This is a genomic window from Mesobacillus harenae, assembly GCF_013343715.1.
Lineage (GTDB): Bacteria > Bacillota > Bacilli > Bacillales > Cytobacillaceae > Mesobacillus_A > Mesobacillus_A harenae.
This window is the reverse complement of the sequence record NZ_JABUNR010000055.1, coordinates 1-281: the sequence shown is the minus strand read 5'-3', so window position 1 is coordinate 281 and position 281 is coordinate 1. Positions and strand designations below refer to the sequence as shown.

Sequence of the window (281 nt, the reverse complement as noted above, 5' to 3'; positions counted from 1 at the left end):
TTAAGCACTCCGCCTGGGGAGTACGGCCGCAAGGCTGAAACTCAAAGGAATTGACGGGGGCCCGCACAAGCGGTGGAGCATGTGGTTTAATTCGAAGCAACGCGAAGAACCTTACCAGGTCTTGACATCCTCTGACAACCTTAGAGATAGGGCGTTCCCCTTCGGGGGACAGAGTGACAGGTGGTGCATGGTTGTCGTCAGCTCGTGTCGTGAGATGTTGGGTTAAGTCCCGCAACGAGCGCAACCCTTGACCTTAGTTGCCAGCATTCAGTTGGGCACTC

At 55.5% G+C, this 281-nt stretch carries 1 rRNA gene; it reads left to right on the top strand.

Features of this window, described 5'->3' with window-relative positions:
- A 16S ribosomal RNA gene (locus HRJ06_RS23035) occupies window positions 1–281 on the top strand; the annotation flags it as partial.